This window comes from Pseudomonas sichuanensis (assembly GCF_003231305.1).
In the GTDB taxonomy this organism is placed as follows: domain Bacteria; phylum Pseudomonadota; class Gammaproteobacteria; order Pseudomonadales; family Pseudomonadaceae; genus Aquipseudomonas; species Aquipseudomonas sichuanensis.
The window spans coordinates 65,925-91,982 of sequence record NZ_QKVM01000017.1; the positions used below are offsets into that span (position 1 = coordinate 65,925).

Below are 26,058 nucleotides of genomic sequence, written 5' to 3' on the forward strand. Positions count from 1 at the left end.
TTCAAGCGGTTGCCGGCAAGGGGCGCAAGTTGACCCACAGGCGAGTGAAGCGCTGCACATCCAGTTTCAGTGTCTGGGCGACGGCATCGATGATTTGATCGCTGTCAGCCAGCGGGTAGGTGCCCCATACCCGCAGGTTGGCCAGGGCAGGGTCGCAGCCAAGATGGCCATGGCGATATCGGCCCAGTTCATCGAGGAATGCCTGAAGCGGTTGGCCGTTGGCGACGATCATGCCTTCGGCCCAGGCCGGCGCGTCGGCTTGCAGCGCACGCTGGTCGAGCATGCCGAGCGGCCCAAAACGTGCCACCTGGCCGGCTTGCAAGGCAGACCAGGTGCCGGCTTGTGTCGGGCTTGCCTGAAGCGCGCCCCGATAGACCGCCAATTGCGTTGAGCCATTGTCAAACAGGCGTACGGTGAAACGCGCCGAGGACGCCTGGGCCCGAATCTGAGCGGTATCGATAAAGAGCGTCTGGTTCGAAGCCGTGTCGATCAGCACCTCGCCGCTGAGCAGCCGCAGGCGCCAACGCTGATCTGCCTGGCGAGCATTTATCGCGCTGCGGGTATTGAGTTCGAATGACAACTCGGAGGTCAGCGCGACACGTCGCTGCTCACCGACACCCGTGGTGTAGTCGGCGCTGATGCGCGACAGCATTTCGCTGTCCCGGGCCATCCATGCACCAGCGCTTGCGCTCAGCAGCAAGGCTAGGCCCTTGATGGCCCGTCTTCTGCTCAAGCCTTCCTGCGCGGGAAGCAACAAGGCCCGGCGGGCAAGGTCGGGGTCGCCTCGGCTGCGCAATGAGTCGAGTTGCTCCCCCAGCGCCAAGGCTTTTTCCCAGGCCCTCTCATGCAAGGGGTGTGCATTGCGCCAGGCCATGAACGCGGCCTGTGCAGCTGAATCGAGATTGGCCTCCTGCATATCGAGCCACCATTCCATCGCCTCCTCGCACATTTTCGGTGTCAGCGATGGTTCTCGCGCAAAGGCATTCGTGCTGGCAGTCATCAGAGGGATTCCGTCACCAGCATGCATTTGGCACCTGCCTTGACGATGTGACGCTTGACGGTGGCGATCGAAATGCCCAACCGCGTGGCAATGTCCCCGTGGCTGAGCCCATCCAGTTGCGACCAGAGAAAGGCTTGCTTGACGGCGATATCCAGTTCGCAGAGCGCTTCGTCGAGCCGAACCAAGGTCTCGAAAACAATCAATTGGGTCGCCAGATCCGGCAGTACGCTTTGGTCTTCCATCTGCAGCGCATCCAGATAGGCTTTTTCCAGGCGTGCGCGGCGGAAGTGGTTGGACAGGACACTTCGCGCCACCTTGGCCAGGAACGGCCGAGGCTGGCGGACCTCGAGCGCCTCGTTGCTGGCCAACAGACGCATGAAGGTGTCCTGCATCATGTCGGCGGCGCGGTGCGGGCAGCTCAATTGCCGATACAGCCAGCTACGCAACCAGCGGTGTTGCTGTTCGTAGAGCGCAGTCAGCTGAGCGGTGTCGACGGATACCATGAGTTGTCACAGGTTTGTGCAAATGAGACTTAGTATCATATGCGGCCGACTGTGTGCCGACAAGGACGAAGAAGGGCGGGGTGCATCTTGTTCATTCCGATGCAAACGACGGTCGTTCCGCGAACCATGCCACCGCCAGTTCCTTGAACGCCTCGGCCGAAGGCGTCAGTGGATAGCGCTGATCATGCGCCAGTACGATGCTGTGGGTTGGCAGTTTCTCCTGGGTCGGCCGACAGACCAGCGCTTGACCATCATAACTACGGTCACCAAATGGCCGGGTGTAGATCAGCGCCACGCCAAAGCCATTGGCGACGAGGCTGCGCTGCAACTCGAAGGTGCGCACACGGTGCACAACGGCGGGTGCAAGGTCGTAAAAGCTGAACAGATCCAGCACATGCTGCCAACTGTGGACCTGATCGGTGACGACCAGGGTGTATTCGGACAGCGCTTTGAGGCTGACGCGCGACTGCTTGGCCAACGGGTGATCGGCCGACAGCAGCACCTGGGCGGTCAGCTGGCACAGCTGCGTGCAATGGGTGTTCGGCGGTAAGCCCAGGTCATAGGTGATGGCCAGTTCTATCGCGCCCTCACTGAGCCGCTTGCCAACATAATCGAAGCTGCCATCGCGCATATCGACCGTGACCCTTGGGCAGGACTCCTGCATCCGTCGCACGATTTGCGGCAAGCAATAGGGCGCCAGATCTTCAAAACAGCCGACCACCAGTTCGCCGACACACTCGCCAGCATTGGCATTGATCTCGGCAAAGGTCTGAGCCTCTGCCAGCACGCGACGGGCCTGGACCATGACGGTACGACCGAATGGGGTCAGCGATATCCCGAGGCCACGTTGGCGTATGAAGATCGATTGGCCCAGCACCTCCTCCAGTTCGGTGATGGCCGCCGAGATGGAAGGCTGTGAAACATGAAGCTCCATGGCGGCAGTGGTCAGGTTTCCGTGCTTGGCCGCTGCGAGGGCGTAGCGAAGCTGCCTGAGTGTGAACTTCATAGTTTTTTCCGAGGTGATGCATCAGGACTTATTATTTTATCCTTTTTTTATGTTGTGAAATATTTCTCCTGCGCAGTGATCATCTTGTTTGGGAGCGTCACAATGACAATTAAAAAGGCTCTGCTGACCACGACACTTTCTTTAGGGCTCCTGGCGTGCGCTGGCGCCAGCCAGGCGGCCGGTTGGTGCGAGTCTGGCAAGCCGGTGAAATTCGCCGGTTTGAACTGGGAAAGCGGGATGCTGCTCACCGAGGTGATGCAGTTCGTGTTGAAAAATGGCTACGGCTGTGACACCGACAGTCTGCCGGGTAACTCCATCTCCATGGAAAACGCCCTGAGCAGCAACGATATCCAGGTTTTCGCCGAGGAGTGGGTAGGGCGCAGCGAGGTCTGGAACAAGGCATCGGCCGCCGGCAAGGTCGTCGGCATCGGCTCGCCGGTGGTGGGCGCGGTCGAAGGCTGGTATGTGCCGCGCTATGTGATCGAAGGCGATGCCAAGCGCAAACTCGAAGCCAAGGCACCGAACCTCAAGAGCATCGCCGACCTGGGGCAATACGCCCAGGTATTCAAGGACCCGGAAGAACCGGACAAGGGGCGCTTCTACAACTGCCCGGCCGGCTGGACCTGCGAGCTGGACAACAGCGAAATGCTCAAGGGCTATGGCCTGGAAAACTCCTACACCAACTTCCGCCCGGGCACCGGCCCGGCACTGGATGCCGCCGTGCTGTCGAGCTACAAGCGTGGCGAGCCGATCCTCTTCTACTACTGGTCGCCAACCCCGCTGATGGGCCAGGCCGACCTGGTCAAGCTGGACGAGAAGCCCGGCGTGGATAAATCCGTGACCATCAAGGTGGGTGTGTCGAAGACCTTCCACGAGCAGGCGCCGGAACTGGTGGCCGTGCTGGAAAAGGTCAACCTGCCGATCGATCTGCTGAACCAGAACCTGGCGCGCATGACCAGGGATCGTATCGAGTCGGCGGAACTGGCCAAGTTGTTCCTCAAGGAGCACCCCGAAGTTTGGCACAGCTGGGTCAGCGAAGACGCAGCCAAAAAGGTCGACGCGGCACTCTGAGGGTGTGGGCGGGTCCGGCGCCTGCCGGGCATGCCACATAGCAGTCCGCTTCATGCACTTGCTCGAGATAAATCCATGTTTCCCAAAAACTTCACGTTTTCCATTGCCGACTGGGTCAATGGCTGGGTCGATGCGCTTGTCACCAACTACGGTGACCTGTTCCGGCACATTTCCGACACCCTGCTGTGGGCCATCGTCAACCTCGAAGGTTTGCTGCGCGCAACACCCTGGTGGCTGATGCTGGCCATCGTCGGCGGTATTGCCTGGCACGCCACCCGTAGAATCGTACCCACCGTGGTGATCGTCGGCTTGCTGTTCCTGGTCGGTGCGGTCGGCCTCTGGGACAAGCTGATGCAGACCCTGGCGCTGATGCTGGTGGCAACGCTGATCTCGGTCATGGTCGGCATTCCGCTGGGTATCCTGTCGGCGCGCAACGATCGCCTGCGGGCGGTACTGATGCCGCTGCTCGACATCATGCAGACCATGCCCAGCTTCGTGTACCTGATCCCGGTATTGATGCTGTTCGGCCTGGGCAAGGTGCCGGCGATCTTTGCCACCGTCATCTATGCCGCTCCGCCGCTGATTCGCCTGACCGACCTGGGCATTCGCCAGGTGGACGGCGAGGTCATGGAGGCGATCAACGCGTTCGGTGCCAATCGCCTGCAACAGCTGTTCGGCGTGCAGTTGCCACTGGCGTTGCCGAGCATCATGGCCGGCATCAACCAGACCACCATGATGGCCCTGTCGATGGTGGTCATTGCGTCGATGATCGGTGCCCGTGGCTTGGGTGAAGACGTCCTGGTCGGCATCCAGACCCTGAACGTGGGCCGTGGCCTCGAAGCGGGCCTGGCCATTGTGATCCTGGCGGTCGTGATCGACCGCATTACTCAGGCCTATGGCCGGCCACGGCATGGGGTGGGCAAATGAGCGCCAAGCAGACGATGAACAAGATCGAAGTCAAACATGTCTTCAAGATCTTCGGTGCGCGTGCCGAAGATGCCCTGAAACTGATCCGCCAGAACAAGGGCAAAGAGCAGGTGCTGGCCGAAACCGGCTGCGTGGTCGGGGTCAACGATCTCTCGTTGTCCATCGGAAGCGGCGAGATCTTCGTGATAATGGGCCTGTCGGGCTCGGGCAAGTCGACCCTGGTGCGTCACTTCAACCGCCTGATCGACCCCACCAGCGGCGAGATCCTGGTCGATGGCGAGGACATTCTGCAATACGACAGGCAAGCCCTGCGCGAATTTCGCCGGCGCAAGATCAGCATGGTGTTCCAGAGCTTCGGCCTGTTGCCCCACCGCACCGTGCTGGACAACGTCGCTTACGGCCTGAAGGTCCGTGGCGAGAACAAGGCCCTGTGCACAGAGCGTGCGCTGCACTGGATCAACACCGTGGGCCTCAAGGGTTACGAACGCTCGTACCCGCACCAGTTGTCGGGCGGCATGCGCCAGCGCGTGGGCCTGGCCCGTGCGTTGGCTGCCGACACCGACATCATCCTGATGGATGAAGCCTTCAGTGCGCTCGACCCGCTGATTCGTGCCGAGATGCAGGACCAGTTGCTGGAACTGCAAAAGACCCTGCACAAGACCATCGTCTTCATCACCCATGACCTGGACGAAGCGGTGCGCATCGGCAACCGAATTGCCATTCTCAAGGACGGTCGCCTGATCCAGGTCGGCACGCCGAAAGAAATCCTCTACCAGCCTGCGGACGAATACGTCGATCGTTTCGTGCAGCGTCGCGTAGCTTCGCTTTAAGGAACCGCATGTATGTCGTTTCCCGAAAAAATCATCATCGCCGAGGCGCCCGTTCGCTGGCAGGACGTGGTGGCTGTGGCCCGGCATGGCGCGAAGCTTGAGCTGGCCCCATCGGCCTGGGCGCGGATCGACAACGCCCAGGCGATTGTCCAGCGCATCGTTTCCAGCGGTGACCGCGCCTATGGCGTCAACACCGGGCTTGGCGCCTTGTGCAATGTCTCGTTGCAGGACGAACAACTCAGCCAGCTGTCGCACAACACCTTGCTCAGCCATGCCTGTGGCGTGGGTAGCGCGCTGTCGGACGAACAGACCCGGGCGATCATGTGCGCGGCGATCATCAACTTCTGCCAGGGCCGTTCCGGCCTTCAGCGCAAGGTGGTCGAGGCGCTGCTGACCCTGCTCAACCAGCACATCACCCCGCAGGTGCCGAAACAGGGGTCGGTGGGCTATCTGACCCACATGGCCCATATCAGCATCAGCTTGCTGGGCGTCGGCCAGGTCAGCTATCGCGGCCAGATCATGCCGGCGCAGCGAGCCTTGGCCGAGGTCGGCCTGGCGCCGGTCAAGCTGGGTGCCAAGGATGGTCTGTGCCTGGTCAACGGTACCCCGTGCATGACAGGCCTGAGCTGCCTGTCGCTGGATGACGCCACGCGTTTGAGCCAATGGGCGGACGTTATCGGCGCCATGAGCTTCGAGGCCCTGCGCGGCCAGCTCGATGCCTTCGACCCTGAAATCATCGCGCTCAAACCCCACCCCGGCATGCAGCGCGTGGGCAGCAACTTGCGGCGCCTGCTCGACGGTAGCGAAATCATTGCCAGCAGCCATGGCATTCGTACCCAGGACGCCTTGAGCATTCGTTCGATTCCGCAGGTTCATGGCGCCGCGCGCGATCAGTTGGAGCACGCCGCAAGGCAGATCGAAACCGAACTCAACTCCACCACCGACAACCCGATGTTGCTGGGTACACCGGAGTCCTATCGGGTGGTTTCCCAGGCGAATCCCCACGGCCAGTCGGTGGCCATGGCGGCCGACTTGCTGGCCATCGCGGTGGCCGAGATCGGGGCGATTGCCGAGCGCCGTCTCGATCGTCTGATCAACCCGTTGGTCAGCGGTTTGCCGGCCTTCCTGGTCAGCCAGCCGGGTGTGAATTCGGGCATGATGATTGTCCAGTACGTGGCCGCTTCACTCTGTGCCGAAAACCGTCAGTTGGCACAACCGGCCGTCATCGACAACTACGTCACCTCCGGGCTGCAGGAGGATCACCTGAGCATGGGCACCAATGCCGGGTTGAAGCTGCACCGTGCCCTGGAGAACTGCACGCAGATCCTCGCCATCGAATACCTGTTGGCGGCCCAGGCATTCGAGTTCCTCAAGGAGCAGCGCTTTGGCGCAGGTACCCACGTTGCCTGGCGGCTGTTGCGCGAACGGGTACCGGCCTATGCCCAGGACCGCTGGCTGGCCCCGGATATCGCCAGCAGTGCATCGATCCTGAAGGACCCCGGCCTGCTTGGCGCGGCCTTCCCCGAACTGCTGTGACAGGGGCAGGTACCGCCAAGGGCGGCTTTGGGTCGAGTACAGTCCCTACCAGGTAATGGCTTTGGCCATTTCCGAGGTGTCAGCCCAACCGATCTGCTCATAGACCGGTTTGCCCGTCTCGGTGGCGTGCAGGACTGCGAAGGTGATGCCTCGACGAGCGAACTCGGCGTCGGCCGCTTGCATCAAGGCCGAGGCCAGGCCGCGGCGGCGGTAGGCCGGCTGGACGTACACATTCAGCACGTAGCCACGCTTATCCAGGGTTGGGTGGGAGGGATGGGGCGGCCAATCGATGCTCATCAGGCCAATGGCTGCGACCGGTTGCTCGCCATCCAGGAGTTTGAACCCGTAATACCGACCGTCACCGAGCCGCTCTTCCAGCCATGGGCGAAAGTGCTGGGTCATGATCCTCAGTTCTTCAGGATTCCCACCTGCCTCAAGAAACATGTCCTGGCGATGGGCGCAGATCATTTCTGCGTCAGCGGGGCCAACGGGCTGGCACTCCAGACCGGAAAACGCTGTACATCCTTGTAGTTCGATCATCGGTTATCCAGTGTCAGTGGCATTGATTGATGAGGTGGCAGCCTATGGCATCTTTCGGCGTGTGTGCAATGGCTCGGCGGGGAAGGTGAGAAACCAGGCAGCAAATGCCAACAGGTAAACCGGGCGCATCATTGCTGGGGCTAACTGGATTCGCCTGCGCGAGACAAGGCTTGGAGGACATCCATGGCTTTGGCGGCATCATCCTTGGCCACGAAAATGTGGTCATGGTAGAAGGCTGCGATCACATTGCAACTGATGCCAGCCTTGCCGAGCGCGGTCGCGAATGCGGCCGTCAAACCTACCGCATCAAGAGCTGAGTGGATCGTGAGCGTGATCCAAGCTGCCACAAAATTGTACTCAAGGCCCAGTGCATCAGCGCGTTCGCGCTCAATGATTGCAGTGAGGCCTTCTTTTTCGCGGAATGTACCCAGCACATCGGTACCCTGAAGCGCGGTAGCGTGCGCCACTGTGCAGAACACAAAGTCGCCTTCATTGAGGATTGGGCTCATGCCGCGGAGCAGCGCTGAGATCGATTTTTCACCTGACATAGGGTTACTCCCGTTTGAAAGACGGCAGTGTGCATTTCAGCGGGTCATTAGTTTAATCAATACTGCTCATTACTGATTAGTGCTGCTTATGCGACTCCCCGCCCAATTCACCTTAGGCCAACCAGGCTAGACCAGGTCTGAATGGTTCGAATGGCAGCTTTCGAACCGAAGCTGCCGGTGAGCCTAACAGTAGTCTTTGTGGGAGCGGGCTTGACCCGCGAACACGGGCGTAGTCCGTGCCAGGCTACTCCTTTTCATGGGCCGGCCTCTTCGCGGGGCAAGCCCGCTCCTACAGAATCACTGCCAGCCACACCGGCAGCTTCGGGTCGGTAGTTGCCTTTCGTGAAATACGATTCCCTACGCAGGCAACCCTGCTCTGATTCCAGCCATCCCGCCATTGAAGTACAGGTCGCTCCGCTTCTCGTCTAACTACCTCCGGCAGCTGCACGATCGAATCCCCAGGCCTGAGCCATTGGACGGCCACGTGCCTTTGAGCATGGGGCAGTGTCGCACGCCGTGCTGACGGTGTTCGCCCAGAGCATGATGGGAACCGTGCAACCTGCCTACCCTGCCACCATGCCCAGGGCGTAATCCTTGAAAGCCAACCACCCGATCCCATGGGAACACTGTTCATGTCTATCGACTTCAGACCCGCCCAAGCCTCGGACGCGCACGATATTGCGCGCTTCTTTCAACTGACATCGGAGGGCATGGCCGATTACATATGGAGCAAGCTTGCCGCACCTGGAGAAGCGTTGCTGAGTGTCGGTGCGTCTCGCTATGCCAGGGAGCAGGGCGACTTCTCCTACAAGAACTGCCTGATGGCCACTTTCGAAGGGCGCGTCATCGGCATGATGCATAGCTATGCCCTGCGCGAGGCCCCTGACAGGCCTGTCGAGACAGACCCGGTCCTCGCGCCTTACGCCGACATGGAAATACCCGACACCTTGTACATATCCAGCCTGGCCCTGGATGAGGCCTGGCGCAGCCAGGGGCTGGGTGTCGAGTTTCTTCGCCACGCCCAGCAGCGCGCTGAGGACTCTGGCCTGGATGGGCTATGCCTGATCGATTATGCAGAAAACCACGGTGCACGCCGCTTCTACGAACGTCACGGTTTTCAAATTGTTAAAGCCTGCCAGATCGTTCCGCACCCGATGCTGGGCGTAACCGGTGAAGCCTATTTGATGTATCGCTCTACCCACAACGTGCTCGAGAAAAGCCATGAACAATAAACTGACCGTGTTCCGCGAACTGGATATCCAACCGATGCGCGACCTTCCTTTTTTTGAAGAGGTCTTGGAAGGCACCCCTCATACGCTGACGTCCAAGTACTATCACGATGAACAGCAAGGTCGCATTTCCGGAGAATGGCAAGCCAGCACCGGAGCGTGGCGCATCGACTACAAAGTTTGGGAGTTCTGCCATGTCCTGAGTGGATGCTGCGTCATCGAGCTTGAGGGTTGCGCCCCCATCACACTGGCCGCTGGCGACACGTTCATTATCGAACCGGGCGCCAAGGGCAAATGGACCGTGCTGGAAGACATGAAAAAGAACTTTGTGATCCTCTTGCCCGCGAACTAGGGTTGAACTGGCCTAATGATTTTGGCTCCCTTCTAAATCAGCCGATCGGAGCAGCCTGGCTCCTCAAGTTGCTTGGCCACTTTCATCGCCAGTTCGACGAAGACCCTCGCTGCAGCCGTTTGGTAAACCCCTTTTCGTTGCATCAGAACAGCAGTGCGTTGCAAGCGCTGCTGGTCTAACTCGATAGCGACCAACTGCTCGTGAGCCAGGGCGATGTTGGCCGGCAACAAGGTCGCAAGCGTGGTCCTGCTGACCACCTCGATAAGCGCACTGATGGTATTGGCCTCCACTTGTACGTGAGGGCGAATGTTGTGCTGGCGGCAGTAGCTGTCGATCTGCTCACGCGTGGCGAATTCGGCGCTCAAGAGTATCAACGATTCTGAGTTCAACGCCTCCAGGCCAATACTGCCCGTCGTGGCGAGAGGATGATGCTTGCCGACCACCAGCGCGAGAGTTTCGACCAGTAGCGCCTGGGCCTCAAGGTCCAGATGATGGCCGTTGTCGAACGCGATGCCCACATCCACCTCGTCGGCCAACAACAGTTCTTCCAGCGCCTCTTGAGCGATCTCTCGCAGCACCAGCGTGATGTTCGGGTATCGGCTATGGAACGCCTCGACCAGCGGGCCAACGAGGTAGCTGGTGAATGTTGGTGTTACCCCCACTCGAAGTGATCCGCGGCTCAGATCGCCGAGGTCATCAATGGCTCGTTTTGCCTCCTGCAGTTCCTGCGCGGCTCGTTTGGCATAGCGCAGGTACACCTCGCCGGCATCGGTCAATCGCGTGGTCCGGCCGGAACGATCGAACAACGGTGTGCCGAGGCTCTCTTCCAGTTGCCGGACCTGCTGCGACAACGCCGGTTGAGACACATGCAAGGCCGCTGCGGCGCGCGTGAAACTGAGGTGGTTTGCCACTGCGATGAAGTACTGGATGTGCCGGGCAAGCATGGGTGCACCTATAAGATTATCTGATCTGCCTGATCATAAATCAGACTTTTACCTTATTGAAGGTGCTGCGTAACCTTTGCTTCAACACATCGCGTCACTCAAGGAGTCAGCCATGAAAGACATCATCGACGGGTTTCTGAAGTTCCAGAAAGACGCCTATCCCGAGCGCGTCAAACTGTTCAAGGATCTGGCCAGCCAGCAGAGCCCACGTGCCCTGTTCATCTCATGCTCCGACAGCCGCCTGGTGCCGGAGCTGGTCACCCAGCGCGAACCCGGGGACCTGTTCGTCATCCGCAATGCAGGCAACATCGTGCCGTCCTACGGGCCCGAGCCTGGAGGCGTATCGGCCTCGGTCGAATACGCAGTGGCGGCCTTGCAGGTTTCCGACATCGTCATCTGCGGCCACTCCGATTGCGGCGCCATGACGGCCATCGCCACTTGCAAATGCCTGGACCACATGCCCGCAGTGGCCGGCTGGCTGCGCTACGCCGATTCCGCCCGAGTGGTTAACGAAGCCCGCAACCATTTCGGCCCGCAGGCCAAGGTCGAAGCCATGGTGCGCGAAAACGTGATCGCCCAGCTTGCCAACATCCAGACCCACCCCTCGGTGCGCCTGGCCCTGGAAGAAGGCCGCGTGACATTGCATGGCTGGATCTACGACATCGAAAGCGGGCTGATCGAAGCCTTCGATGGCAGCACCGGCACATTCGTGTCCCTCGCCGACAACCCCGAAGTGCACGCCGTTTCCCATCAACCCAAGCGCGTTGCCTGAACATCTTTCAACCAAGGAGAAGCACCATGATCCAATCGCAAATCAGCCAGAATGCCCGCCTTGCCCTGAGCGAAGTTATCCTTCTGGCCAAAGCCCGCAAAGACCTCTCGTTCTCGCAGATCACCGAAGGCACCGGTTTGTCCGAAGCGTTCGTCACCGCGGCACTGCTGGGCCAGCACCCATTGCCGGCGAGCGCCGCCCAGGTGGTGGGTGACAAGCTCGGCCTCGACGCGGACGGCATCGCACTGCTGCAGACCGTGCCACTGCGCGGCAGCATTCAAAATGGTATTCCGACCGACCCGACTATCTACCGCTTTTACGAGATGTTGCAGGTGTACGGCACCACCTTGAAGGCGCTGGTTCATGAAAAGTTCGGCGACGGCATCATCAGTGCCATCAATTTCAAGCTGGACATCAAGAAAGTCGAAGACCCCGAGGGCGGCTCGCGCGCAGTGATCACCTTGGATGGCAAATACCTGCCCACCAAACCGTTCTGATTTGGCTGCAACACATGGGCTGGGCCGCAACTTCGCGGCCCAGCCACAACCTGAAGGTGATCAAAATTGAAAGCGTTGTTCGCATTGATACTCGGCGCGCTGTGCAACGTGACGATGGCTGCTGACGTTGAGCAACAGGTCGAGCAGACACCGGTCGAACAGTACAGCTACACCCAGCACCTCGATATTGCCCGTGTCATTTCCATGAGCGAGGTCCCCAATGTCTGTCAGGTAGTGCCCGCTCGCATGACGTACGAAGACTCCCAAGGCAATGAGCATGTGCTTGAGTACCGCGTGATGGGCAATGGTTGCTCGAATAACTGAGCCCGGCCTTCGCAGCGCTACAGCGCTCATTATGAGGACTGAAGTTGATGGACCTTATCTTTCGAAATGTACGCATTGACGACGCCCAGCCACCGGTAGATGTGGCTGTGCAAGCAGGCAAAATCGCTGAGATCGCGCCACACATCGCCACCACGGCGGAGCGCGAAATCCAAGGCGACGGCAATGTGCTTGTCGCTGGGTTTGTCGAAGGCCACCTGCACCTGGAAAAAGCCAACGTCATGCAGCGCAAGGCCAATCGTTCCGGCACCTTGAAGGAAGCGATCGCCGTCACCGCCGAACTGAAGCCCACACTGACCCGTGAGGATATCCGCGAACGGTCGATCCAAGTGCTGCGCGCATTGGTACAAGCCGGTACCACGCATGTGCGCGCCCATGCCGAGTTCGACCCCGCCCAAGGCTTCACCGGGCTTGAAGTGGTGCTGGAGTTGCGCGAGCAGTTCCGTGAGGTGATCGACATCCAGGTCGTGGCCTTTCCGCAAGAAGGCATTCTCAAGCTGCCTGGCATGCAGGCCATGATGGCCCAGGCAATGGAGATGGGGGCCGATGTGGTGGGCGGCATTCCCTACAACGACGTGTCGCCGCAGGAGCACATTGATTTCGTCTTTGACTTGGCCAAGCGCTACGACAAAGACATCGACTTGCACCAGGACTTCGCCGATGACGCCGAGCACATGACCATCGAGTACGTGGCACGTCGAACCATTGCCGAAGGCTACCAAGGGCGGGTCTGCGTTGGGCACCTGACCAGCCTGGCCGCCGTCTCGCCAGCGCGGCAGGCACAGGTCATCGCGTTGCTACGTGAGGCCGACATCAGCGTCATGTGCCTGCCCGCCACCGACCTGCACCTGGGGGCTCGGGGTGACAGTCACAATGTAAGACGCACCCTGACACCTGTGCGTGCGCTGCGCGACGGCGGTGTCACGGTTTGCCTGGCCACCAACAACATCCGAAACGCATTCACACCCTATGGCACTGGCGACCTGTTGCACATTGCACAGCTGGCCATTCCTGCGTGCCACCTGGGCGGCGCGGATGATCAGGCCACCGTGTTGCCGATGCTCACGACAAACCCTGCCAAAGCCTTGGGGTTGAAACACCACGGTTTGGCGGTGGGCAATGATGCCGACCTGGTGCTGGTCGATTGCCGTGCCGTGGCCGATGTCATTCTCGACTTGCCGACACGGTTGATGGTGCTCAAGCGCGGCAAGGTGGTGGCAACGGCTGAGCATCGTAGGTCAGTCGCGTTTTGAGGCCATCTTGAAGATGTTGTAATCAAGCAAGCGCATTTATGGGACGGTCGCTCGTGGGAAGGCTTCTCGAACCAACCTTTCGACTTCGGCCCTGTTCACTAGGCCAAGCGAATGGCCTTGCCAGGAGGCTAGGGCGTCGGGGCATGCAGATGGGCAGGTAAGTGGGGAGTGATCAGGCCGTTGGCAATGGCGCTGGCTTCAAGCTTCGCATGCTCCGTGCTCAGCAGGACATAAGCAGCTTGCAGCGTGGCGATCTTCGTTTGAATTTCGGCCATCTTGCTGGCGACCAAGGCTAAGCCTTGTGCGCAATCGATCTTGTTGCCTCGCTTGGCTGCAAGTATTTCTCCAATCTCAGCGAGGGAGAAACCGCCACTCTGGGCGCTCTGAATAAAGGCCAGGTCAACAACCGTCTGATCGCTGTAGCTGCGGTAATTGTTGGCTTGTCGTTGTGCCACGATAAGCCCGAGCTGTTCGTAATAGCGCAATGCATGCCGGCCGACACCGCTGCGGCGCTCCAACTCTCCAACGTTCACACTAAAAACTCCTTGACTGTAGAGCGCACTCTACACCTTAGCCTGCACCCATTATCCAAACCAGGAATCAGGCATGAGCGTGGAATGCTTCGTCACCGGCGGCAGTGGATTTGTGGGCCAACACTTACTGGCCCGTCTTACTGCGACAGGGTACAAAACCTGGGTGCTTATGCGTACCCCGGGCAACATTGAGCGTCTCAGAAAACAGGTAGGACAACTGGGCGGTAATCCTGCGTATATCCATGCCGTTGAGGGCGATATCAGCAGAGAGGGGCTTGGGCTCAGCGAGGCGGACATGCAGTGCGTGTCTTCGGCCTCTGTGATCTTCCACCTCGCGGCGGAGTTTTCCTGGGGGCTGTCCATGGAGCGCGCCCGAGCAGTCAATGTGCAAGGGGCGCTGAGGGTCGCCAAGCTTGCGGCGAGCCAGCGCATCCGATTGCTGATGGTGGGCGGCTTCATGCTGCAGAACCTTAACCACCTGGCCAGTATCGGTGTTGATGATGAGTGCCCTGAAAACACAAACTGGCCCGCAGTCTACCGCCGTGTAGGTGGCTACGAAGGCAGCAAGATCGAGTCCCATTTTGCCGTCATCCGTTATATGCAGGATGCGGGCGCGGACTACACCATCGTTCATCCTGCTACGGTGTGCGGCCACAGCGAGAGTGGCCACATCCTGGAAGGACAGCCTCTGGCCGAACTCATTCGAAATCTGGCACAAGGTCGGTTCAAAGCGGTCCCCGGTTCCTCCAGGCACTGGTTGCCAATAGTCAGCGTCGACTACCTGGTGGCGATGATGACCTGTGTGGCGTTCGATCCTTCGATGGCCAACCGGCAGGCCCTGGCGCTCTATGAGCACACATTGAGCCTGCAGGGGATGCTTGAGCAGATCGCAAAAACGCTGGAGGTCAAGGCGCCCCGTCGGCATGTACCGATAAGGTTGCTCAGGTGGCTTTTGATGATCCCCGGGCTGGCAGCACGATTTGCGATCAGCGCCGAGTCATTGGATTTCATCCAGACGCAGCGCTTCGATATGAGTAATAGCGAGCAATTAGAGCTGAAGTATCAGTTAACACATCCCGATATGGCGCGGGCTCTGGAAAAGACGGTGCGCTACGTCAAGGATCACTTTCTCCACTGAGGCAGGCCATTTGTAATGGCTCAAGGCATGCGTGTGACAGCGAGTGCTTGCGACCCATTGCAGCCGGTGGGCACTCGCTAAGCACCAACCGTCTATGGAGCCAGTCAAGAGAGCTGCGACTTGGCGAAGATGCTTCGACTGCGTTGCCAACGATAAGCTAGCCCCCTGTTACACTCGCCGCCTTGGACACTGAGAATCTGCAATGAAATGGACCACAGCAGTGCTCGTTGTTGCTCTTTCGCTGGGAGGATGCGCCGTGAGCAAACCAACCTGGAGAGCGACCTCTTCGACGGACGAGTCCACCAACAAGACGACCATGATGGTCAGCACTGGCGACACATACAGTGCAAGCTGGTTCTTCACCAGACCGGTGTACTACTTCCCGGTGATTCGCAAGGACGGTGATGAGCTTTTAGTTGGAGTGATGTCCGGCGGCAGGGCCAGGCTGCCGGTCGGTACCGTGCAGCTGCTTGTCGATCGACATGAAGCCTGGACCATCACCCCGCAGGAAAACCCGGTGAGTCTCTCCCCGGCCGTTTTCCCGAAGTATGTGGCTGCCTCTGGTGAGCACGCTGAAATCGTCAAAAATGCCGAAAAGCAGGCCATTGATGCCGCTACGCAAATGATGAGCCCCTACACGCTGGCCTCCGGCGAAAAAGCAAAGCAGATCATCCGGGATCTTGTGACTGGGCAAAAGCTGCAGTACCGCATTGTGGCTATCGATCAAGCTGCCTCGACCACTGGCGAAGCTGTCATCGATCGGTCGTTCTCTCAAGCCCTTCGTGCGATCGGCATCGACCCCGACACTTTGTGAGCAAACGCTGCTCATCACACCCTGGTGCCCAGCCGACTCTGTGGTTCACGCCTACGCGCGGCACAGGAATTCGCACCTTCGTTGCAAAGCAATGGCTGCGAAGCGCTTGGGATTAATGAACAACACTCTGAACCCTTGCCGATCTAACCGTACACCTAGGTCGATCAATGCTGACGAAAATCTACCCGTGAGTGTCAGCTTCGGGTCGAAAGCAGCCGTTCGCGAGTGACCGCTTTGGAACCATTGGTTCTACCCGGACACCCGATAGCGCTGCTGGCTATTCGAAACTTGCTTTCGCTGCTGTCTTTGCCTCTAGAGCTGGCATCCTATGGGTCAAGAACGCCAGCGCACGAAGGGCTTGCGGAAAGCGTTAGTGGCAGTGACGCTCGCCCGTTTTGTGATTGGTGTGGCAACCCTTGGAGTCGGTACCGCCGCTGTGTGCGAAGGCAGCAACCGAGGAGATCGACAAGACTGCTGCGATCACGAGAGAAAGAATTTTCATCAGGCTACTCCATGCTTAGTGTTGTAATGGCAAATTGCCTCGCTGAGCATATGGCCAGGAGCATCCTCATAACAATCGTAATTGCCGCGAAGCCGATGAAAGGGATGACTGGTATGGGTCGAAAGCGACCTCTCGCGGACGGCAGCAATCGGCCAATAGCAGACATTGATCTTCCTCTATGAGAGAGGGCCTCGTTGCCCAAAAGCCTCACGTGCAAAATCCAAGAAGCTGCGCAGCTTGGGGGTCATTCTGCGGTCAGGGGCGTAGAGCATATGCATTGGGGAAGTCGGCACCGGATACTGCGGTAACAGGCGTACCAACGTCCCATCACGCAGTGCATCACCCACCAGCTCTATCGGTTGTAGAACTACACCTAGACCAGCCACAGCTGCCGCCAGCAGCGGGTCGCCCTGATTGATCGTCAATTTGCTTGTAATCGGTATATCGAGACGCCCTTCCTGGCTATCGAAACTCCAGTGCGAGCGACCGTCAGAATAGGTAAACCCCAAACACTCCTGCTGCTGTAGATCCCACGGATTCGTGATGGGAGGGCGGCGTGCAAGGTAGGACGGCGCAGCGCACAAAACCATCTGATAAGGCTCTAGTGGCATTGCCTTCAATCCACTGCTCATCAGCTCGCCGATGCGGAATACCACGTCGTAACCATGATCGACGATATCGACCAGTTCGTTCGACAGAGCTAGGTCAACAGACACTTCGGGATACCTGACCATGTACTCCAGCAGGCGTGGTGAAAGTACGCGAATCCCGAATGTAACTGGTGCGTTGATGCGAAGGCGGCCGCTTGGTGTGCCGCGCGTGGCAGCGGCCAGACTCTCGGCAGCTTGCATGTCTGCAAGGATCAGCTTTGCACGCTGATAGAAGGCGCGACCGAAGTCGGTGAGGCTCTGCTTGCGCGTAGTTCGATGCAGCAAGGAAACACCCAGGTGGTGTTCGAGCATTTTCACCTGTTTCCCCACCAGTTGAGGGGACAAGTTGAGATCGTCCGCAGCGGCGCTGAATGAACCCAACTCAACCGCTTTGACGAACGTCGCCATCTGGGTCAGACGATCCATTGAAAACATCCTGTTTCTAGTTCTGTGTCATCGTAGGCCTTTATCCACCACCTTCCAACGTCTAAATTTTCGTCACCCTTCGAGTGTCCGGAGACTTTCCGGATGCACATCGAGGCCCACTCAAAAACGAGGTATCCACGATGTCACGCATTGTCAGAATCCATGAATACGGTGACGCCAGCGTTCTGAAGCTGGAAGATTTGGACGTACCGGCACCGGCAGCAACCGAGGTGCAGATTGGCGTCAAAGCTATTGGCTTGAACCGAGCCGAAGTGATGTTTCGCAATCACGCATACTTACAGGAGGCTGAGTTCCCCAGCCGCTTGGGCTACGAGGCCGCAGGCATCGTGGTTGCAGTAGGTAGCGACGTAACCGAGATCAAGGTTGGCGATGCAGTCGCGCTGATCCCGCCTCTGGACATTGCTCGCTGGGGCACTTACGCAGAGCTGGCCAATGTGCCGGGCCACCTGGTCGTGAAGAACCCCAAGAATTTGTCCTTTGAAGAGGCGGCTGCGTCCTGGATGCAGTACGTCACCGCTTGGGGCGCACTGGTCGAACAAGCGAAATTGCGGCAAGGTGACTTTGTCATTGTCACCGCCGCATCAAGCAGTGTTGGCCTAGCCGCCTTCCAAATCGCTCGTATGGTTGGCGCCACATCGATTGCGATCACTCGAACTCGCGCCAAGAAACAAGCCCTGCTGGATGCCGGCGCTGCACACGTTATCGTCAGTGATGAAGAGAACATCGTCGAGCGCGTAATGGAGATAACTGGCGATCAAGGCGCCCGCGTAGTGTTCGATCCTGTGGGTGGGCCGTCCTTCGAACCTTTGACGCAGAGTATGGCCCGAGGCGGAATCTTGCTGGAGTACGGCGCGCTCAGTACCGAGCCGACACCATTCCCGTTGTTCACCGTGCTTGGCAAAAGCCTGACCCTCAAGGGCTATCTCTACGCAGAAATAGTGGCTGATCCAGAAGCCCTGACGCGGGCCAAGACCTTCATCCTAAAAGGGCTGGAGTCTGGTGCGTTGCGTCCGATCATCGCTAAGGTCTTCCCCCTGAGCGACATCCAGAATGCCCACCGTTTCCTTGAGGCCAATCAGCAGATCGGCAAGATCGTAGTTACTGTCTGATTAGTATTTACGGGGGCTGAGAGCGAATTCTTTCGGTCCCGAACTAACCCTCAGCCCAATGACCGCTTCTGGCCGTTAGCTGCCATCTTTTTTAAGGGCGGCTATCGGGCGAAATCCGCCTTTTCGACAGTCCGCTATGGGTCGATTGCGGCCATTCAAAACCCGCACATACCCGAGCCTTCAGGTAGAACACTCATAGCCGCCTCGGCTAAGGTGGCCTTTTCTGAAATGGATTTCGCCATGAAAGACACACGACAACCGGAAACTGCTGTTCCCCAGATCGAAGCACGACTGAACAACCGTCGATTCTCGGTAGCCAGCAACACCCAGGGGTTATCGGGTGCCGGCACGGTCTTCCACTATTCAGTCGACGATGGTGCCATCAACAGTACTTATCAAGGCGGACGGATCCGTGCAGGTAACCAGATAGGCCGTGTGACAGGCCCCGATACCATCGAGCTGCTTTTTCAGTGCCTGACCACCGAGGGCGAACTGCTTGCCGGCTGGTCCCGGGGTACGGTTGGCGTTGATCAAGCAGGCCGCACGACTCTGCACTTTGTCTGGGGTTGGTTATCTGGCGCCACTGGAGGGGGTGAATCCAATTACGTCGAGCTGATCGGGTAGGTCAGGCCCCGCATTGTGAGGGCTCGATGTTATCGGTGGCGTATTCCCTCACGCAGTAGGGCAGGGCTCAAGGTAAGTGGTCGTCATAGGACCTGAGAAAGCAAGCCTACCGAAGCAGGCTCATGGCAACTATGACGAAGGCCAGGACGACGACTAAAACGACCAGGGTGACAATAACGACCTTGACCAGACTATGGCTTTTCTCCCTGGCGGACAGTGCCCCGAATGCAATGGCCGCGACCATCGCCACCATGGCGCAGATGTAGAGGAACATCCAGATGGTTTGCCAGCGTTCCACTGTCGCAGTGGGCGTGCCCTCACCGAGACGGTGAAAAATCTGCAGGCACAGTGCGATAAATACAAGGGTTAGCACAAAGCACGCTATCGCGCGCTTACGCAGTGCAGGGATTGGCGTGTCACGGCAGATCAGGCATATGAACACAATGGTGACCGTGCCGATCGCCAGCGCCAGGCCTTGTGCCTCTTCCCGCCACTCGGGCAGCACCAGCACGGTGTTCGAAAACAATCCAAGCCATTGAGTCACCAGAGCCAGCGCTGGTGCAGGCACCACGCTGGCGATGGACTTCCAGGCGCTGTTCATTGGCGCTTCGCAGCCAAGGAAGCAGAGGATGAAACGTAAACCGGCAATTCAACCGCGCCAATCAATTCATTCTGCTGGCTGAAGATTTCATAGCGCGCATAAGTCAGTGCAGGTTGTTTGATGCCGCTCACCTCAAAGGTGATGGTGCCCTTTTGTTTAAGCCTGATCGGCTCCGGATTTTGTTTCATGAAAGATGAATAAAGGTTGTCGTCGATCCCCTTGAAGAAGGGCCTGATCGAGATGTCTTCAAGCGTGCCGGGTTTACTGTCCTTGTAAGGGCGCACTTCATAGTTGAAGACGCTGCGATAGTGGTTTTCCTGGTCAGCGTCGATGCCTACCTCGCCATCAAGCTGAATCAGGGTAGCGCCCGGTGATTTGACGTCTGAGGGGAAAAATATCTGGATCCTGAAACGGAGTTTCTCCATGACTCCTTTGCCGGGGGCGGAATGGGCGGCGATCGCTGCTCTGCACCCTTGCTCGCCTTCCGCTTTAACGATGGATTCGCTGAAACCGTCACCGAAGGAAAATGCATGCGTGGTGTCGCCTCGATTGCCATATTCCAGACACCCCTCGAGTTGTCGCGCATCATTGCTGACCTGGAGAATGGGCACAGACTCGATTTTGTTTCCGGCGGGTACCCAGCTGGTGAGGTGCGCCGCCGGCCAGTTCACACGAAGGGGATATACCTGATCGTGATTGCCGACACAGGAGATAATTTCAAACTTGTACTGGCTGACACTGGCATGTTCCTCAAGGCGTGAATTTGTTTCGAAATCGAAATTACCGACCTTGTGGGGCTGCGCCATCTCCCCAGGGCAAAGTGGATTGGTTTCGGCAAGGGCGGGTGCAGCTAGCCAGAGGTTCAGCAGCGTCAAGCTCGCCAACAGAACGATAGGTGCGGCAGGAACCGTCAAGCGCATGAGCGACCTCCGGCTGAAGTTCTATCCTGTTGACGGGAACGGCATATGGATCAAAGTAGTTCATGTTGGGCCAGGCAACACGCCTGGCGCTTGTGTGCAGATTCATCTGTCCGCGTGGACGGCGGCCTTCACCTCTCGCATCCACCGCCGATACTGCCGCGTACGCAACGCATTGGCCAATTGCTGCAACACCAATGCCCGCAACGGCGACACCTGCGGATCCGGCGCTCGCCCAAGGCTCAGCCGCCGCAGCTGGAACTTGACCGCCGCCATGTTGGCCAGCGAGGCCAGCGCCTTGTTCTTCCAGGTGATCGGCCGCAGTTGCGGCGCCGGGTCGACGCCACGCTGCCAGTCGTTGGGCAGGCTCGGGGCGATGGCCAGGGCCGAGCCGATGCCGACCATCTCCACGCCACTGGCGACCACCTGCTCGGCGACGGGCAGGCGGCGTATGCCGCCGGTGATCATCAGCGGCATCTGCGCGACCTGGCGGATGTCGCGGGCGAAGTCGAGGAAGTAGGCCTCGCGGGCGAGGGTGCGGCCGTCGCGGGCGTCGCCTTGCATGGCCGGGGCTTCGTAGCTGCCGCCGGACAGCTCGATCAGGTCGACGCCCTGGCCGTTGAGCAGTGCCACCACCTGACGTGCGTCGTCGGCGCTGAAGCCGCCGCGCTGGAAATCGGCGGAGTTGAGTTTGACCGCTACCGCGAAGTCGGGCGAGACCACCTTGCGCACTGCTTTCACCACCTCCAGCAACAGGCGTGCGCGGTTTTCCAGCGGCCCGCCCCATTCATCGGTGCGGGTGTTGCTTAGCGGGGAGAGGAACTGGCTGAGCAGGTAGCCGTGGGCGGCGTGGATTTCGACGCCGGTGAAACCGGCCTGCTCTGCCAGCTGCGCGGTGCGGGCGAAGCGGGCGATCACTTCGTCGATGATGGGGGCGGTCATTGCCCGTGGGGTCCCGAAGTGTTTGGACATGCTGCCCAGCGCCAATGGCACGGCTGAGGGTGCCCAGGTCTGCTGGCCGAGGTTGGCCTGCATCTGCCGGCCGGGGTGGTTGATCTGCAACCAGAACTGCGCGCCCCGCGAGCGGCCGATCCGTGCCCAACGTTTGAACGGCTCCAGTTGCGCGTCGTGCTCCAGCACCACGCCGCCCGGGCCGGTCATGGCGCGGCTGTCGATCATCACGTTGCCGGTGATCAGCAGGCCGGCACCACCGTCAGCCCAGGCCTGGTAAAGGCGCATCAGGCGCTCGGAGGGGGCCTGGTCGGTCTGCGCCATGTTCTCTTCCATGGCGGCCTTCGCGATACGGTTCGGCACGAGCGAACCATTGGGCAGGGTGAGCGGAGCGAACACATTCATGGCAAGGGCCTCGAGGGGGGAGTGGCTCGACCTTAAGCTTAAAGGCAACTTTAAGGTCAAGGGGTTTTGTGGGATAACTTGTCTCGGGCGATGCCATCGTCCAGTGAACGCATTCAGCGAGGTGAGTGATGAAAATCGGTGAACTGGCCAAGCGCAGTGGCCTGGCGGCGTCGCGTATCCGCTTCTACGAGGCCAGCGGGCTGATCAAGGCGGTCGAGCGCCGGGCCAATGGCTACCGCGACTATGGGCCAGAGGCGGTGTGGATCCTGGAGATCATCACCGGTGCCCAGCGCGCGGGCTTTTCACTGGAAGAGATTCGTCACCTGCTGCCGGAGGGGCCCAATGCCTGGCGCAAGGACGGCCTGCTCGACGGCCTCAAGCGCAAGGTGGCCGAGATCGAAGCCATGCAGCAGCGCCTGGCGCAGAGCAGGGCGCAGTTGCTGGTCGCCATCGACAGCATCGAGAACCGGCCCGAGGGCATGCCCTGCGACGACAACACCCAGCGGGTGCTGGAGCGCCTGCGCGAGGAAAGTGCAGGGGCGGTCAAGGCTCATCGGGTTGTGGAGTGAGCCTTGGATGAACGCTTGACCTTGAAGTTGAGTTGAACCTTAGAGTGCTTGACGCGGGCTGATCATCGGCACGCCCCTTCGGCTGCCCGGCGGGTCAATCTTCGAGAAAGGTCAAGCAGATATGGACAGGCGATACACCCAGGTCGAGTTCGGCACGCAGCAGGTCGAGGTGTTGGAAGGGGGCTACTATGACCGCTTCCGGATGAACCCCGACCTCGACCAGGTCGCGCGCGACCCGGCCGCCGGCGACATCGCGTTCTTCCGGCGCATCCCCAAGCAGCTTGTGCAGTCCCGGGTCGGGCCGGTCTGGGCGCCGAATTTCTATTACCGCTCTGCCAGCATCCAGCTGTTGTACCTGGCCCCCCTCGGGCGCCTGCGGGCAAGCCTGCCGGTGGCCCTCGAACCCTTGAGCCCGTTGCCGGGGTACGGCTTGGTGGCGCTGAATTTCTTTTCCTATGGGGTGTGCGACAACGATCCCTACGACGAGGTGTCCGTAGCCATCGTCATCCGCCGCCCTGGTGCCCGAGGGCCCCACGCGCTGGAGTTGCTCGATGCGATGCGGCGGCGCAACTTCTTCGCCCATGTGCTGGCGCTGCCGGTCAACACCGAGATCGCCCGGGTGCGTGGGGTGTTGGGCTATCAGTTGCCCAAGTGGCGCGCGCCGATCGAGGTGGCCATCGGCACCCGTGTGCAGGCGCAGGTCGCCGCCGCCGACGGCAGGCCGGACCTGAGCCTGCAGGCGCCGTTGCCCGCGCTGCGCACGGTGGCGTCGCAATCGAGGATGGGCACGACGACCATGGTCCATCAGGTCGACGGCCAATGGCACCAGACCCAGGTGCTGACCAACCCGCTGTCCTTTGCCCAGCGCCTGCTGCCGCGGGGCGTGAAACTGGTGCGCCATGGCGGCCCGTTGAGCCACTTGCTCGACGGGCTGGGGGCATCGACCCTGGTGCGGTTGGATGTGGTCAAGGAGGCGCAGGTGGTGCTGCACCTGCCCGCGCCTTTGAATGGTCTGGGGCAGGTCGGTCAGCGGCGATAGTAGCGACGGTCATCGTAGTAGCGATCTTGCCGGGCGCGGTCGTGATAACGCTCCCAGTTGTGCCGCCGTTCCATTTCGCGGCGGTATTGCTCACGGCGCCACTGCTCCTTGCGCCATTGCTCGCGGCGCCAGTCTTCGCGGCGGTCATGCCAGCGGTCGTCACGGTAGTAGCGGTCGTCATGGGCCAGCAGCGTTGCCGGCTGCACGGCGACCGTGCTGGCCAGGCTCGGCCAGGGGTTGGCGGGAGCCGAGGCCTGGGGCGCCGCCAGTTCGGCGGCGTGCACGGGGCTGGACGTCTTCATCGGCGAAGCGCTCGCCGAGCCCACTGCCACAAGGGCGAACAGGCCAAGGATCAGCATGCGTGGGGTAGGTAGTTTCATGGGTGAAGACAGCCTCTGAAAGACAGTTGAAGGTGTGGCCAGCCGCCCGCGTCAGCGTTTCGCTTCGGGCTTGTGCAGATAGACCGGCAAAAAGGAAAAAGTTCTGGGGCCGGCCGCTTTTATAGCCATGGCTGGAAACCCTTGGCACACTGGGTCGTACCCTGCAGCCAATAGAATTCCTACCGCCATGCCAACCGCATTCCCTTCGCTTCCCTCACTCAACGCCCTGCGCATGTTCGAAGTGGTCGCCCGCCACCTGAACTTCCGCCTCGCCGCCGAGGAACTGGGTGTCACCCAGGCGGCCGTGGCCCAGCAGATTCGTGGCCTGGAGGCCAGCCTGAACATCCGCCTGTTCGAGCGCCTGCCCCGTGGCCTGGGCCTGACCGACGCCGGGCGCGCCTACAGCACCAGCGTGCGCGGCGCACTGGCGATGATCGACGAAGCGACCCGGCTGCTGCGCCCTCAGCCTTCGCAGCTGACGGTCAGCGTGACACCGAGTTTTGCGGCGAAATGGCTGATCCCCAGGCTCGGCGATTTCGCCGAAAGCAATCCGGACATCGACCTGCGCCTGCTTGCCGGCGACCGGCTGTCGCACTTTCAAACCGACGGCGTCGACCTGGCCGTGCGCTATGGCCAGCCACCGTTCGGCGCGGGGCTCAATGCCGAGCTGTTGATGGAGCAGAGGCTGGTGGCGGTGGCCAGCCCGCAGTTGCTGGCGGAAAAAGGCGCGCCGGCAACCTTTGCCGCGCTGCAGGGGTTTGTCGCGCTGCACGACGCCCATGACTTCTGGCCCGCGTTCACGGCGGCGCTGTTCCCCGGGCAGGGGCCGGGGACGGCGCGCAACCTGCGCTTCAACCAGACCTCACTGTCGATTGAGGCGGCCGCAGGCGGGCAGGGCATCGCGCTGGCCAGCTATGCCTTCGTCAAGGGCGATATTGCCGCCGGCAGGCTGGTGCAGGTGTTCCCCCAGCAGCTACAGCTGGACAAGGCGTTCTACCTGGTGTGGCCGCGCAAGGCGCAGCAGCCTGCTGCACTGGCAGTGGTCAAGGCCTGGCTGAAAGAACAGGCAGGCGATAGCTGAGCTACTGGCATATGAAAGCCTGGCTGTCTCCCTCGAAGGCTGCACGGCTGCTAGGGTGAGTGAGTACCTGTAGGAGCGGCCTTGTGTCGCGAAAGGGCTGCTCCTACACAGGCGAAGAGACCAGCACGGGCCATGCGGCCTGGCGCTCTCGAATCATCATGTTCTTGTTCCATCCAGGAGGCAGCATGTCAGTACAGAAAGTGGCAATCATCACCGCCGGCGGCAGCGGCATGGGCGCGGCCGCGGCCCGGCGCCTGGCCGCCGACGGCTTCAAGGTCGGCATCCTGTCGTCGTCGGGCAAGGGCGAGGCGCTGGCCAGTGAGCTGGGCGGCATCGGCGTGACCGGCAGCAACCAGTCCGTCGAAGACCTGCAACGCCTGGTCGACGCGGTCATGGCCAAGTGGGGCCGGGTGGATGTGCTGGTCAACAGCGCCGGCCACGGCCCCCGCGCGCCGATCCTGGAAATCAGCGACGAAGACTGGCACAAGGGCATGGAAGTGTACCTGCTCAACGTGATCCGCCCGGCGCGGTTGGTGACGCCGATCATGCAGCGCCAGCAGGGCGGGGTGATCATCAACATCTCCACCGCCTGGGCCTTCGAGCCCAGCGACATGTTCCCCACCTCGGCGGTGTTCCGCTCGGGGCTGGCGGCGTTCAGCAAGGTCTTCGCCGACACCTACGCGGCCGATAACGTGCGCATCAACAACGTGCTGCCTGGCTGGATCGACAGCCTGCCGAAAACCGAGCAGCGCCGCGACATGGTGCCGATGAAGCGCTACGGCACCAGCGAGGAAATCGCCGCCACCATTGCCTTCCTGGCCAGTGACGGCGCGGCCTACATCACCGGGCAGAACATCAGGGTCGATGGTGGCTTGACCCGCAGCGTGTGAATCACGCGTCTGGATGCAAATGAATGATAAGTATTACCATGTGCGACTTTCATTCATT

General features: G+C 60.2%; 31 protein-coding genes. 18 read left to right on the plus strand and 13 right to left on the minus strand.

The annotated features are described in order from the left end of the window. Nucleotide 1 precedes the first annotated feature (1 nt). The 3 genes from DM373_RS11385 to DM373_RS11395 form a co-directional block, all read right to left on the minus strand. Nucleotides 2–1,000 carry a FecR domain-containing protein gene (locus tag DM373_RS11385; protein ID WP_167409827.1) on the minus strand — a complete coding sequence of 333 codons (999 nt, stop codon included), beginning with the start codon at nt 998–1,000 and terminating at the stop codon, nt 2–4. Next, nucleotides 1,000–1,503: a sigma-70 family RNA polymerase sigma factor gene (locus DM373_RS11390; RefSeq protein ID WP_110993664.1), complete on the minus strand. Its 504-nt coding sequence runs from the start codon at nt 1,501–1,503 to the stop codon at nt 1,000–1,002. The genes DM373_RS11385 and DM373_RS11390 overlap by 1 nt, the downstream gene beginning before the upstream one ends. 91 nt (nt 1,504–1,594) lie before the next feature. After that, the gene (locus tag DM373_RS11395; RefSeq protein WP_110993665.1) at nt 1,595–2,509 is read right to left on the minus strand and encodes a LysR family transcriptional regulator; all 915 of its coding nucleotides are present in this window, start codon (nt 2,507–2,509) and stop codon (nt 1,595–1,597) included. A 102-nt stretch (nt 2,510–2,611) separates the two neighbouring features. On the opposite strand from DM373_RS11395, the gene DM373_RS11400 reads away from it, so the two are divergent. The 4 genes from DM373_RS11400 to hutH all read left to right on the plus strand — a co-directional run bounded on the left by DM373_RS11400 (nt 2,612) and on the right by hutH (nt 6,873). Then, the gene (locus DM373_RS11400; RefSeq protein WP_110993666.1) at nt 2,612–3,580 is read left to right on the plus strand and encodes an ABC transporter substrate-binding protein; all 969 of its coding nucleotides are present in this window, start codon (nt 2,612–2,614) and stop codon (nt 3,578–3,580) included. 75 nt (nt 3,581–3,655) lie between these two features. Then, nucleotides 3,656–4,507 (plus strand): ABC transporter permease, encoded by an 852-nt coding sequence (locus tag DM373_RS11405; RefSeq protein WP_110993667.1) that lies wholly within the window; start codon nt 3,656–3,658, stop codon nt 4,505–4,507. Next, on the plus strand, nt 4,504–5,337 hold the full coding sequence (locus DM373_RS11410; protein WP_110993668.1) for a quaternary amine ABC transporter ATP-binding protein: 834 nt from the start codon (nt 4,504–4,506) through the stop codon (nt 5,335–5,337). The genes DM373_RS11405 and DM373_RS11410 overlap by 4 nt, the downstream gene beginning before the upstream one ends. A gap of 12 nt (nt 5,338–5,349) precedes the next feature. Next, entirely contained in the window at nt 5,350–6,873 is a 1,524-nt protein-coding gene (hutH, locus tag DM373_RS11415; RefSeq protein WP_110993669.1) for a histidine ammonia-lyase, read from the plus strand. Between the two features lie 45 nt (nt 6,874–6,918). Here hutH and DM373_RS11420 read toward each other — a convergent pair whose 3' ends face one another. Both DM373_RS11420 and DM373_RS11425 read right to left on the minus strand, forming a co-directional pair. Beyond that, nucleotides 6,919–7,413 (minus strand): GNAT family N-acetyltransferase, encoded by a 495-nt coding sequence (locus DM373_RS11420; RefSeq protein ID WP_110993670.1) that lies wholly within the window; start codon nt 7,411–7,413, stop codon nt 6,919–6,921. A 140-nt stretch (nt 7,414–7,553) separates the two neighbouring features. Continuing rightward, on the minus strand, nt 7,554–7,961 hold the full coding sequence (locus DM373_RS11425) for an ACT domain-containing protein (RefSeq protein ID WP_110993671.1): 408 nt from the start codon (nt 7,959–7,961) through the stop codon (nt 7,554–7,556). Between the two features lie 632 nt (nt 7,962–8,593). Between DM373_RS11425 and DM373_RS11435 the strand changes: the two genes are divergently transcribed. Further along, complete coding sequence (locus tag DM373_RS11435) at nt 8,594–9,193, plus strand: GNAT family N-acetyltransferase (protein ID WP_244215063.1); 600 nt, start codon at nt 8,594–8,596, stop codon at nt 9,191–9,193. After that, the gene (locus tag DM373_RS11440; protein ID WP_110993674.1) at nt 9,183–9,542 is read left to right on the plus strand and encodes a cupin domain-containing protein; all 360 of its coding nucleotides are present in this window, start codon (nt 9,183–9,185) and stop codon (nt 9,540–9,542) included. Before DM373_RS11435 ends, DM373_RS11440 begins: the two co-directional genes overlap by 11 nt. A gap of 32 nt (nt 9,543–9,574) precedes the next feature. Here DM373_RS11440 and cynR read toward each other — a convergent pair whose 3' ends face one another. Then, nucleotides 9,575–10,486, minus strand: a complete 912-nt coding sequence (cynR, locus tag DM373_RS11445) for a transcriptional regulator CynR (protein WP_110993675.1) — start codon at nt 10,484–10,486, stop codon at nt 9,575–9,577. 112 nt (nt 10,487–10,598) lie between these two features. Here cynR and DM373_RS11450 point away from each other — a divergent pair, with 112 nt between their 5' ends. From DM373_RS11450 to DM373_RS11465, 4 genes are all read left to right on the plus strand, one after another. Beyond that, the gene (locus DM373_RS11450) at nt 10,599–11,258 is read left to right on the plus strand and encodes a carbonic anhydrase (RefSeq protein ID WP_110993676.1); all 660 of its coding nucleotides are present in this window, start codon (nt 10,599–10,601) and stop codon (nt 11,256–11,258) included. 26 nt (nt 11,259–11,284) lie between these two features. After that, a complete protein-coding gene (cynS, locus tag DM373_RS11455) occupies nt 11,285–11,755 on the plus strand; it encodes a cyanase (protein WP_110993677.1) in 471 nt (156 codons plus the stop codon). 66 nt (nt 11,756–11,821) lie between these two features. After that, on the plus strand, nt 11,822–12,079 hold the full coding sequence (locus tag DM373_RS11460) for a DUF2790 domain-containing protein (RefSeq protein ID WP_110993678.1): 258 nt from the start codon (nt 11,822–11,824) through the stop codon (nt 12,077–12,079). Nucleotides 12,080–12,126: 47 nt separating this feature from the next. Next, the gene (locus DM373_RS11465) at nt 12,127–13,350 is read left to right on the plus strand and encodes an amidohydrolase family protein (protein ID WP_110993679.1); all 1,224 of its coding nucleotides are present in this window, start codon (nt 12,127–12,129) and stop codon (nt 13,348–13,350) included. Nucleotides 13,351–13,478: 128 nt separating this feature from the next. On the opposite strand, the gene DM373_RS11470 is transcribed toward DM373_RS11465, so the two are convergent. Next, the gene (locus tag DM373_RS11470; RefSeq protein ID WP_110993680.1) at nt 13,479–13,883 is read right to left on the minus strand and encodes a MerR family transcriptional regulator; all 405 of its coding nucleotides are present in this window, start codon (nt 13,881–13,883) and stop codon (nt 13,479–13,481) included. A gap of 73 nt (nt 13,884–13,956) precedes the next feature. On the opposite strand from DM373_RS11470, the gene DM373_RS11475 reads away from it, so the two are divergent. Continuing rightward, on the plus strand, nt 13,957–15,021 hold the full coding sequence (locus DM373_RS11475) for an SDR family oxidoreductase (RefSeq protein WP_110993681.1): 1,065 nt from the start codon (nt 13,957–13,959) through the stop codon (nt 15,019–15,021). A 256-nt stretch (nt 15,022–15,277) separates the two neighbouring features. Further along, nucleotides 15,278–15,835 carry a hypothetical protein gene (locus DM373_RS11480; protein ID WP_244215064.1) on the plus strand — a complete coding sequence of 186 codons (558 nt, stop codon included), beginning with the start codon at nt 15,278–15,280 and terminating at the stop codon, nt 15,833–15,835. Nucleotides 15,836–16,205: 370 nt separating this feature from the next. Here DM373_RS11480 and DM373_RS29635 read toward each other — a convergent pair whose 3' ends face one another. Both DM373_RS29635 and DM373_RS11490 read right to left on the minus strand, forming a co-directional pair. Next, nucleotides 16,206–16,337, minus strand: coding sequence for a YHYH domain-containing protein (locus DM373_RS29635; RefSeq protein WP_110993683.1), 132 nt, complete (start codon nt 16,335–16,337; stop codon nt 16,206–16,208). Nucleotides 16,338–16,513: 176 nt separating this feature from the next. Next, nucleotides 16,514–17,413 carry a LysR family transcriptional regulator gene (locus tag DM373_RS11490; RefSeq protein WP_110993684.1) on the minus strand — a complete coding sequence of 300 codons (900 nt, stop codon included), beginning with the start codon at nt 17,411–17,413 and terminating at the stop codon, nt 16,514–16,516. Between the two features lie 140 nt (nt 17,414–17,553). On the opposite strand from DM373_RS11490, the gene DM373_RS11495 reads away from it, so the two are divergent. Both DM373_RS11495 and DM373_RS11500 read left to right on the plus strand, forming a co-directional pair. Continuing rightward, nucleotides 17,554–18,543, plus strand: coding sequence for a zinc-dependent alcohol dehydrogenase family protein (locus DM373_RS11495; protein ID WP_110993685.1), 990 nt, complete (start codon nt 17,554–17,556; stop codon nt 18,541–18,543). A gap of 240 nt (nt 18,544–18,783) precedes the next feature. After that, entirely contained in the window at nt 18,784–19,167 is a 384-nt protein-coding gene (locus DM373_RS11500; RefSeq protein ID WP_110993712.1) for an avidin-fold protein, read from the plus strand. Nucleotides 19,168–19,273: 106 nt separating this feature from the next. Here the strand turns inward: DM373_RS11500 and DM373_RS11505 are convergent, their stop codons facing one another. The 3 genes from DM373_RS11505 to DM373_RS11520 all read right to left on the minus strand — a co-directional run bounded on the left by DM373_RS11505 (nt 19,274) and on the right by DM373_RS11520 (nt 22,041). Continuing rightward, complete coding sequence (locus DM373_RS11505) at nt 19,274–19,768, minus strand: hypothetical protein (RefSeq protein WP_110993686.1); 495 nt, start codon at nt 19,766–19,768, stop codon at nt 19,274–19,276. Continuing rightward, the gene (locus tag DM373_RS28715; RefSeq protein WP_157966837.1) at nt 19,765–20,688 is read right to left on the minus strand and encodes a hypothetical protein; all 924 of its coding nucleotides are present in this window, start codon (nt 20,686–20,688) and stop codon (nt 19,765–19,767) included. Before DM373_RS28715 ends, DM373_RS11505 begins: the two co-directional genes overlap by 4 nt. A 102-nt stretch (nt 20,689–20,790) precedes the next feature. After that, nucleotides 20,791–22,041 carry an NADH:flavin oxidoreductase/NADH oxidase family protein gene (locus DM373_RS11520; protein WP_110993689.1) on the minus strand — a complete coding sequence of 417 codons (1,251 nt, stop codon included), beginning with the start codon at nt 22,039–22,041 and terminating at the stop codon, nt 20,791–20,793. Between the two features lie 128 nt (nt 22,042–22,169). On the opposite strand from DM373_RS11520, the gene DM373_RS11525 reads away from it, so the two are divergent. Further along, the gene (locus DM373_RS11525; RefSeq protein ID WP_110993690.1) at nt 22,170–22,610 is read left to right on the plus strand and encodes a MerR family transcriptional regulator; all 441 of its coding nucleotides are present in this window, start codon (nt 22,170–22,172) and stop codon (nt 22,608–22,610) included. A 121-nt stretch (nt 22,611–22,731) separates the two neighbouring features. Then, nucleotides 22,732–23,649, plus strand: coding sequence for an acetoacetate decarboxylase (locus tag DM373_RS11530; protein ID WP_110993691.1), 918 nt, complete (start codon nt 22,732–22,734; stop codon nt 23,647–23,649). Here DM373_RS11530 and DM373_RS11535 read toward each other — a convergent pair. Further along, the gene (locus DM373_RS11535) at nt 23,637–24,029 is read right to left on the minus strand and encodes a hypothetical protein (RefSeq protein WP_110993692.1); all 393 of its coding nucleotides are present in this window, start codon (nt 24,027–24,029) and stop codon (nt 23,637–23,639) included. The two genes, DM373_RS11530 and DM373_RS11535, sit on opposite strands and share 13 nt — an antisense overlap. 187 nt (nt 24,030–24,216) lie before the next feature. Here DM373_RS11535 and DM373_RS11540 point away from each other — a divergent pair, with 187 nt between their 5' ends. Further along, a complete protein-coding gene (locus DM373_RS11540; RefSeq protein WP_110993693.1) occupies nt 24,217–25,110 on the plus strand; it encodes a LysR substrate-binding domain-containing protein in 894 nt (297 codons plus the stop codon). Nucleotides 25,111–25,295: 185 nt separating this feature from the next. Further along, entirely contained in the window at nt 25,296–26,000 is a 705-nt protein-coding gene (locus tag DM373_RS11545) for an SDR family oxidoreductase (RefSeq protein WP_110993694.1), read from the plus strand. The last annotated feature ends 58 nt before the right edge of the window (nt 26,001–26,058 follow it).